At 60.4% G+C, this 7,470-nt stretch carries 11 protein-coding genes and 1 tRNA gene; 4 read left to right on the top strand and 8 right to left on the bottom strand.

The window, feature by feature from the left end; translation table 11 throughout:
* A partial coding sequence (locus Q0331_RS10835) for a hypothetical protein (protein WP_367274981.1) occupies positions 1-87 on the top strand: 87 nt, incomplete at its 5' end.
* Here Q0331_RS10835 and Q0331_RS09730 read toward each other — a convergent pair.
* The 5 genes from Q0331_RS09730 to Q0331_RS09710 all read right to left on the bottom strand — a co-directional run bounded on the left by Q0331_RS09730 (position 84) and on the right by Q0331_RS09710 (position 4,626).
* Positions 84-1,127: a glycerophosphodiester phosphodiesterase family protein gene (locus Q0331_RS09730; protein WP_298076159.1), complete on the bottom strand. Its 1,044-nt coding sequence runs from the start codon at positions 1,125-1,127 to the stop codon at positions 84-86. The genes Q0331_RS10835 and Q0331_RS09730 overlap by 4 nt on opposite strands.
* 91 nt (positions 1,128-1,218) lie before the next feature.
* Complete coding sequence (locus Q0331_RS09725; protein WP_298076158.1) at positions 1,219-1,821, bottom strand: response regulator transcription factor; 603 nt, start codon at positions 1,819-1,821, stop codon at positions 1,219-1,221.
* Positions 1,818-2,945: a sensor histidine kinase gene (locus Q0331_RS09720; protein ID WP_298076157.1), complete on the bottom strand. Its 1,128-nt coding sequence runs from the start codon at positions 2,943-2,945 to the stop codon at positions 1,818-1,820. Before Q0331_RS09720 ends, Q0331_RS09725 begins: the two co-directional genes overlap by 4 nt.
* Positions 2,945-3,706 (bottom strand): ABC transporter permease, encoded by a 762-nt coding sequence (locus tag Q0331_RS09715; protein WP_298076156.1) that lies wholly within the window; start codon positions 3,704-3,706, stop codon positions 2,945-2,947. The genes Q0331_RS09720 and Q0331_RS09715 overlap by 1 nt, the downstream gene beginning before the upstream one ends.
* Positions 3,707-3,708: 2 nt before the next feature.
* The gene (locus Q0331_RS09710) at positions 3,709-4,626 is read right to left on the bottom strand and encodes an ABC transporter ATP-binding protein (protein ID WP_298076155.1); all 918 of its coding nucleotides are present in this window, start codon (positions 4,624-4,626) and stop codon (positions 3,709-3,711) included.
* A gap of 160 nt (positions 4,627-4,786) precedes the next feature.
* Here Q0331_RS09710 and Q0331_RS09705 point away from each other — a divergent pair, with 160 nt between their 5' ends.
* From Q0331_RS09705 to Q0331_RS09695, 3 genes are all read left to right on the top strand, one after another.
* On the top strand, positions 4,787-6,100 hold the full coding sequence (locus Q0331_RS09705) for a glycosyltransferase family 87 protein (protein WP_298076154.1): 1,314 nt from the start codon (positions 4,787-4,789) through the stop codon (positions 6,098-6,100).
* A gap of 92 nt (positions 6,101-6,192) precedes the next feature.
* Positions 6,193-6,447: a type II toxin-antitoxin system Phd/YefM family antitoxin gene (locus Q0331_RS09700; protein ID WP_298076153.1), complete on the top strand. Its 255-nt coding sequence runs from the start codon at positions 6,193-6,195 to the stop codon at positions 6,445-6,447.
* Positions 6,447-6,707: a Txe/YoeB family addiction module toxin gene (locus tag Q0331_RS09695; protein WP_298076152.1), complete on the top strand. Its 261-nt coding sequence runs from the start codon at positions 6,447-6,449 to the stop codon at positions 6,705-6,707. Before Q0331_RS09700 ends, Q0331_RS09695 begins: the two co-directional genes overlap by 1 nt.
* A gap of 5 nt (positions 6,708-6,712) precedes the next feature.
* On the opposite strand, the gene Q0331_RS09690 is transcribed toward Q0331_RS09695, so the two are convergent.
* The 3 genes from Q0331_RS09690 to rraA all read right to left on the bottom strand — a co-directional run.
* Entirely contained in the window at positions 6,713-6,892 is a 180-nt protein-coding gene (locus Q0331_RS09690) for a hypothetical protein (protein ID WP_298076151.1), read from the bottom strand.
* A 23-nt stretch (positions 6,893-6,915) separates the two neighbouring features.
* Positions 6,916-6,989: transfer RNA gene (locus Q0331_RS09685), tRNA-Pro, on the bottom strand.
* A 69-nt stretch (positions 6,990-7,058) separates the two neighbouring features.
* Positions 7,059-7,470, bottom strand: a 412-nt coding sequence (gene rraA / locus Q0331_RS09680; protein WP_298076150.1) for a ribonuclease E activity regulator RraA, incomplete at its 5' end; no start/stop codon positions are given.

The raw sequence follows: 7,470 nt of genomic DNA, 5'->3' as shown, positions 1-7,470 counted from the left end.
CGTGATCACCCCGGCCACCTGAGCCGCCCGCGCGGGGCGGAAATCCTGGCTGCGGCGAATCGCTACCGGGAGCTCAAACTCGCCTAGAGAACTTGGCGCTTGTTCTCCTTGAGAACCTCCATGCCGCGGGTCGGGTAATCGGTGATCAGACCGTCGACCTTCGCGTCGATCACGGCCTGCATGTCGGGCTTCTCATTGACCGTCCACGGCAGAACCTGCAGGCCCGCCTCGTGGGCGGAGGCCACGCTTTCCGGAGTGACCAGCTTGTAGTGAGGAGAGAGGATCTCCGCACCCAGCTGGGTCGCGGCCTTGTTAACATTGCCGCCAACCTTGTCGTAGTCCACATCACCGATCCACTGGGAGCCGGACTTCCACGTGGTGGCGTCATAAAGAAGAGCCAGAGAAATGTCCGGCTGGGCCTTGCGCACCAGTGGCAGCGAGCGCCAGTCGAAGGACTGGATGGTGGTTCGGGACGTAGCCTTGTTGGCCCGCACAACCGGTAGGATCGCGTCGACGAACTCCTGCGGCTCGGCGGATTTGTCGGGTTCCTCTGCCTCGATTTTGGTTTCGATGTTGAAGCGCATCTGCGGGTCGGCAGCGGCGATCTCGAACACGTCCTGCAGCTGTAGCAGCTTGTTTTCTTCCTCGGCCTTCGCATCCGGGAAGTCCTTCAACACCTTGTTGCAGTTCAAGGTCTGCAGCTGCTTCCAGTTCAGCTCGTGGACGAGCTTGCCCACGTAGGGGAACTCCGGGTCGTTCTCGGTGGCGGGCTTGGTGTCGGTGCACTTGTCGGCCTGGATTGCCGGGTCGTGCCAAACAACCGGGGTGCCGTCCTCGGCCATTACGATGTCCAGTTCCAGGGTGGATACGCCCATCTTCACGGACTCTTCGAATGCCTTGCGGGATTCCTCGGTGTACTCACCGCGGCCACCACGGTGGGACTGCAAGTCGAAGCCCTGTGGCTTGCTTTGCTCAGGCTTCGAGGATCCGGCGATGGAGGAGCCGAAGCTAAAGGAGGATCCGGCGATGGAGCCCTGCGCGGCAGCTGCGGTGCCGGCGGAACTGAGGGAAACGATGGCGGCCACTGCTGCGGCAGCGGTCTTGCGCCAGGTGAGGGATGTCTTCATGCTTTCCTAACTGCGAGTTGTGAGTGCTGCGGTGGAGTCGTGAAGTAACTCACATAAACCTAACAGTGGTTCAGCTACTCGGCAGCGCGAGCTAGATCCACCCATTCGTTTTCGCCAGATGCGCCGCCTCGTAGCGATTCCCCGCGCCTGTCTTCGCCATGATGCTGGAGATGTGGTTACGCACAGTTCCCGGCGAAAGGTGCAGCGCCTTGGCGATGGAAGGGGAGCTCTTGCCCTCGAAGAGCTGCTGGCACACCTCGGTTTCCCTCTCGCTAAGGGGATTATCGGGCGTCAATAGGCTTTCCTGGGCAAGCGTCGGGTCGATAACGCGCAGGCCGGCATGGACCCGCCGGATCGCGTCGGCGAGCTCCTCGGGAGGCGTGTCCTTAACGATGAACCCGTCCACGCCCACCTCCATCGCACGTTTGACGTACCCGGCCTTGCCGAATGTCGTTACGATCAGGCAGCGGCATCGATTACCGGCCAGCTCCTTCGCGGCATCGATGCCGTTTAGTCCCGGCATCTCGATGTCCAGCAGGGCCACGTCGATGGGCTGCTTCCGGGCGAGGGCCACGGCTTCGGTCCCGGTCGCACATTCGGCAACGACCTCGATGTCCGGCTCCGCGTTCAGCAGTGCGATCAGCGCCCCGCGCACCAGTGATTGGTCCTCGGCGAGTAGTACTCGAATACTCATCGGGTGGCCTCCTTCGCCACTGCGCCGTCGTCGATCAGCTCGTTGTCGCCTCCCATGGCGATCAGCACGGTACTCAGGCCGCGTTCGCGGCGCACAATCAGCTTCCCACCGGCTTCCTCGACTCTTTGGCGCAGGCCGGCCAGCCCGCCAGTGCCCTGCGTGGCCTCGCCGTTGAACCCGCAGCCGTCATCGGTGACCTGCAGCTTGTCGGCGGTGACGTTTACCCAGCACGTGCTCGCACCGGAGTGCCGCACGACGTTCGTCGTAAGTTCTCGCAGACCCCAGGAAAACACTGTGTCGTGTGCGCCCGGTGCCTGTAGGAGTTCGGGTAGATGCGCGGTGACGCCCTTAGTTTCCAAAGCCCGGCGCGCCGCCTGCAGCTCACCGGCGAAGGTGGGTGTGCGCATGCGGGTGACCGTCGATCGCACCTCCGCCAAGGCTAGGCGGGAGAGGTCGCTGATTTCCTTGAGCTCCTGTTTTGCCTGCTCGGGGTTGTTATCCATTGCCCGCCTGGCGACCTCGGACTTTAGGTTGATGACTGTCAGCGAGTGGCCCAGCAGATCGTGCACATCCGTGGCAATGTCTTCCCGCTGCTGCGCCAGGTCCAGTTCGTGCCGCAGCTTGTGGCGGGATTCGTCGTATTGGCTAAAAATCCCAAGAGCGACGAGTAACAACGGCATGACGAAAAGGGTGAATGCACCCCAGGTAAGGTCGTCCGGCCACCAGTTCCACATTGCAACTGTCCCGAGTACACCTGTCGCCACCACGATCGGCAGTGCCTTCCGCAGCGTCACCGTGAATCCCAACATCGCGGCCAGGTAGGGGGCAAAGGCCACCGCGCCAGCCTGCATCGCTGGCACGCTGGCCAACGCAATGGCTAGCAGTATGCCCCAGCGCAGCAGTGCCCGCGCTAGTGTTCCCCAGCCGCGGGGGAAGTATTCCAACGAGCCGAAGGCGTAGAAGTAGAACGCGCCGAAAGCCAGCAGGCATATAGTCATCCAGGCCTTGGCCGTAGTGCTGAATCCTTCCCCCGTGTAAACCTGCAGAGCGACGGGCACCAGGAATATCAGCCATATCGAGGCGAAGATGGCGGAGTTCAACTGAAACCCGTCAAAAGGGCGCATTAGCTGCGCTCCCTGTCGCGCTTGCCCATCAGCAGGCAGAAGCCTACGAAGATCGCCGTCCATACTGCGATGCTAACCCAGGCGTACCACATCGGGTCGTTGATGAATCCGTGGTCGAGCAGTTGAGCGCCTTCGGCCAGCGGCCAGCGAACCAGCGTCATTGCGCCATACATCGGGGTGAAACGGCCTACCTGCAGCAGCGATCCGCTGAGAGGCATAAAAACGTTGCCCGCGAAGGCCAGGATCACGATGGATGCAGTGGCGATGGAAACCGTGTTCTCTTTCGGAACCACCAGCGTCCACGCCAAGCCGTAGAAGCCAAAGGGGATGGAACACAGCACACAGGCGATGAAGCTCAACGCCCACTGGTCGGGCTGCATGTGGGCCCGGGTCAGTCCGCCGACTATAAACACGGCGACGATCGGCAGCACCGCACGCACGGCGATGCTCAGGCCATTGGCGAAGGCTAGCTGCCACGGGCGCAGGGGAGTAAGGGCCAGCTGCCTGCCCCAACCACTGCGGTTATCTGTCACGGAAGTGCCCGCTGCGCCGACGGCGCCTACTACGCCGGCGTAGAAGGCCATGCCCAGCATGACGAACGCGGAGACGTTTCCGCCGTTCATTTCCTGATCGCCATATTCCTGCATTGCGCCGAAGATCAGGTAGAAGAAGATTGGCAGACCGACGCTGAAGAACAAGGTGGTCATGTCCCGGCGCAGGCGTAGTAGCTCGTGGCCGGCGAATTTTAGGGTGGTGCTCATTGTTAGGCCTCCTCGTTTTCGTTCGTCAGCGCAAGGAATGTGTCCTCCAGGCTGTGGCTGGTGATGTCGAGATCGCGGGCGTCAGTTTCCGTCAACAGGTACCGGGCAAGCGCGTCAGAGTCGTTGGTTGTGATACGAAGGCGACGGCCGTTTACTTCGCTCTTTATGACGCCCCTAAGGCCTGCCAGCTCGGGGAATCCACCCGGGAACTCGGCGCTGACCACGCGGTTGGCGCTCATGTTTCGCAGCTCGTCGGTGGTGCCGTCGGCAACAATCTCGCCTTCGTGCATGAGCACGATGCGCTGGGCGAAGTTGTCCGCTTCCTCTAGGTAGTGGGTCGCGAAGATGATCGTGCGGCCCAGCTGCGCCTGATGCTTCATGGAGTCCCAGAAACGGTGGCGTGCGCCGGCGTCCATACCAGCGGTGGGCTCATCGAGGATGAGGATGTCCGGGTTGCCGAGGATTGCTAGGGCGAAGCGAAGGCGCTGCTGCTCGCCGCCGGAGCACTTGCCTACGCGCCGCTTGTAGATGGGTTCCAGGTTGGCCTGCTCGATAACCTCTTCGAGCGGTAGGTGCTCGGGGAATGCGGCGGCGATCATCTCCACCGTGTCCTTCACGGTCAGTTCGTGGAGCAGGCCACCGGTCTGCATCAGTGCGCTGATGTTTTGGTCGTACACTGCCTGCTTGGGGGAGCGGCCCATGACTCTCACCGTCCCGGCGGTCGGGGAAGTAAGCCCCAAAATCAGATCCACAAGGGTGGTCTTGCCCGCACCGTTGGTGCCGAGCAGTGCAATAATCTCGCCTGGGCGAACGCTTAGGCTTACGTCCTTCAGCGCGTGCACCGGTTGGTTGGAACGTGGCTTGAAGGTCTTGCTGATTCCTCTTACTTCTATGGCGTGTGCCAGTTGTGTCGCACTCATGGTCTTCACGTTATTTCGGAGCTGAAAAGTGCACGCATAGGTTTCGTCACGGAATGCACCATGACGTTTGTCATGGGGGCCGCAGAAATTCTTTTTAAATTTCTTCGTTGCTCGGTCGTGGTAACCAAAAAGCAACGATTTGCGTTTTAAAGTAAACGAGATGAGTTTTATAGCTTCCACCAGTTCGCGCGGAGCCTCCAAGAGGCTGCCGGGCGCTTTTGGTGCGTTCATGGCTTTCGCTCTTCTCGCTGCCTATGCGGTGTATCGACTGACCTTGCCGGAGGTTCGCTCCTCCTGGTTCACGAACCTCTTCAAGTGGCCAACGGACTTCAAGGTCTATTACAACGCTGCGGTTGCCCTGAATAGCGGGCAGGAGTTGTACTCCCAGCCCTTCGTCGGGGGTCTCCCTTTTACTTATCCGCCGTTTTCGGGCGTGATTTTTAGGGTATTGCCGTTGGTGCGGTTCGAGGTTGCGGCGAGTATCTGGCTAGGCCTCACTGCCTTGGTGCTGTTTGCTGTGATTATCGGGGTCTTCCGCGAGCGCGGTTATGCCTGGTCCCCGGGGCTAATCCTCGTTTCCCTGGCGGCGCTGGTCGCTTCCTTCCACCTGGCCCCGATCTTCGGCACCTTCTTCTGGGGCCAGATCAACATCTTCCTCATGGGCTTGATTGCCCTGGATTTTCTGCGCCGCCGCACCGGCAACCGAGGCGGGGGTATCTTCAGCGGCCTGGCCGCCGGCATTAAGCTCACCCCGGTCTTCTTCTACCTGCCGCTGTTGCTGGGCAAGCGCTGGCGCGCGATGGGTTATATGACCGTAACGATCCTGGCGACCGTGGTCATCGGCTTCCTCTTCGTCCCGGACGCCAAGTCTTTCTGGCAGACCAAGATCTTCGAAACCCAGCGCATCGGCGGCGAGGACAATCCCGGCGCGCAGTCCCTCGGCGCCGTCTTGCATCGCCTGGGTTACGACAGCACCGCACTGTGGCTCGTCTGCGTGGTCGCCATCGTCGTGCTGTACAGCATCGTGGTGTTGGGCTGTTACCGTCGCGGTAACTACTCGATGATCATGGCCCTCGGCGGAGTTGTTGCCTGCATCATCTCGCCGTTTAGCTGGTATCACCACTGGGTGTTCTTGGTGCCGCTCTTTGTCGTTTTTCTGGACGCCGGGTTCCAGCTGGTACAGGTGATCTCAGACAAGCTGAACGGCGCGCTGGGCTGGGTTGTTGAGCAGCTTCTGAGCTTCGCAGTGGTGGCGGTATTGACGATGGTCTTCCTGCCCTTCGTCAGCAACGCCACGTCCCGCAGGCTTGGTTTCTTCGGCCAGGGCGTGGCTCACGACAACCCGATTTTCAAGGGCAGTTTCACCTTCATGGGCGTGGCCTTCATTGTGGTGGCTGCTGCGTACTACGCGGTCCGGTATTTCACGGACCGCCGTACTACCGGAACCGTGCGCGACGCTGCTGATTCTCTGTAAAGGTGCGCTCGACAGAGTGTTCGGTCTGCCGGACTTCAGACGTTGACGACACCTCTCATGTGACGTACAGTTTCCTGTACAGGAGGTGTGCTGTGAAAACGTTTAGCTATACCGAATCCCGCGCGAACTACGCGAAAGTGCTCAGTGATGTTGTCGACAATCGCGAGGAAGCCATCATTACCCGAGCCGGTCACGAGGACGTCGTGATCGTTTCGCTCTCCGAGTACGAATCGCTGCGAGAAACTGCTTACCTTCTGCGCTCTCCCGAGAACGCTCGCCGCCTCCTCGGTTCCATCGAGAACCTGGAGCGGGGGCGCGGCGCCCACCACGACCTCATTGAGGACTAATGATTCTCGTTTGGGATGAGTCTGCCTGGGAGGACTACTTGTGGTGGCAGACGGCGGATCGCCGCACCCTAAAGAGAATTAATCGGTTGATTAAGGACATCGCCCGCAACGGAAACGAGGGCATCGGCAAGCCTGAAGCCCTCAAGCACGGTCTATCAGGCTATTGGTCGAGGCGGATCACCGATGAGCACCGCCTGGTGTACAAGGTAGTGGACGGAGAGATTCGCATCGCGGCTTGTCGATACCGTTACGGAAGCTAACTGGCCTATTCCTTATAGCTCAACGCCAGCCCGATACCCGCGCCAAGCGACAGGCCGAAGATAACCCCAATCGGGATAAAGAAATCAAAGATTAATGCGATGGCCAGGCCAAGCACAAGGCCAATGGCCGCGCCGATAGCAACTCCGGTGTAGTTATTCTTTTTCTGCGGTGATGGTGAGGTCATACCCCGGATAATAGTGAAAATTGTCGGACTGACAGGATTTGAACCTGCGACCCCTACACCCCCAGTGTAGTGCGCTACCAAGCTGCGCCACAGTCCGCCGAAGCCCTACTAAAAGGGCAACGGCGATAGGTTACCCCACTCCTATCGCCGTTAGGAAATCCCCTGCTTAGACCGGCTGCACAATCTCGTCGGAAACGATGATGCCGTCCGAATCGCAGTAAATGTACTCGCCGGGGATAAAGTCCACGCCGCCGAAGCTCACCGTCACGTCACGCTCGCCCTCTCCGGTCTTCGTGGACTTGCGCGGGTTGGTGCCCAGCGCCTTGCAGCCGAACTCCATCTGGCCAATCACCTTAGAATCGCGGATCGGCCCGTTAATCACCACGCCGGCCCAGCCGTGGTCCTTGCCCAGGCCCGCAATGATGTCGCCCACCAGCGCAGTGTGCATCGACGCATCACCGTCGATCACCAGCACGCCACCGGGGTTGTCCTCCTGCAGAACGCTCTTAAGCAGCGCATTGTCCTGGAAGCACTTCACCGGGGGGATCTTCCCACAGAACTCCACCACGCCACCCAGG

The sequence above is a fragment of the uncultured Corynebacterium sp. genome, from assembly GCF_937999985.1.
GTDB lineage: Bacteria > Actinomycetota > Actinomycetes > Mycobacteriales > Mycobacteriaceae > Corynebacterium.
Note: the sequence above shows the minus strand (reverse complement) of the source record. Positions and strands in the feature narration are given on the sequence as shown.

What these genes read in the sequence shown, in the direction of transcription:
- Q0331_RS09710 (WP_298076155.1), bottom strand. Translation starts at nt 4,626, where the DNA reads ATGAGTGCGACACAACTGGCACACGCCATAGAAGTAAGAGGAATCAGC.
- Q0331_RS09695 (WP_298076152.1), top strand. Translation starts at nt 6,447, where the DNA reads ATGATTCTCGTTTGGGATGAGTCTGCCTGGGAGGACTACTTGTGGTGG.
- Q0331_RS09720 (WP_298076157.1), bottom strand. Translation starts at nt 2,945, where the DNA reads ATGCGCCCTTTTGACGGGTTTCAGTTGAACTCCGCCATCTTCGCCTCG.
- Q0331_RS09690 (WP_298076151.1), bottom strand. Translation starts at nt 6,892, where the DNA reads ATGACCTCACCATCACCGCAGAAAAAGAATAACTACACCGGAGTTGCT.
- Q0331_RS09730 (WP_298076159.1), bottom strand. Translation starts at nt 1,127, where the DNA reads ATGAAGACATCCCTCACCTGGCGCAAGACCGCTGCCGCAGCAGTGGCC.
- Q0331_RS09715 (WP_298076156.1), bottom strand. Translation starts at nt 3,706, where the DNA reads ATGAGCACCACCCTAAAATTCGCCGGCCACGAGCTACTACGCCTGCGC.
- Q0331_RS09705 (WP_298076154.1), top strand. Translation starts at nt 4,787, where the DNA reads ATGAGTTTTATAGCTTCCACCAGTTCGCGCGGAGCCTCCAAGAGGCTG.
- Q0331_RS09725 (WP_298076158.1), bottom strand. Translation starts at nt 1,821, where the DNA reads ATGAGTATTCGAGTACTACTCGCCGAGGACCAATCACTGGTGCGCGGG.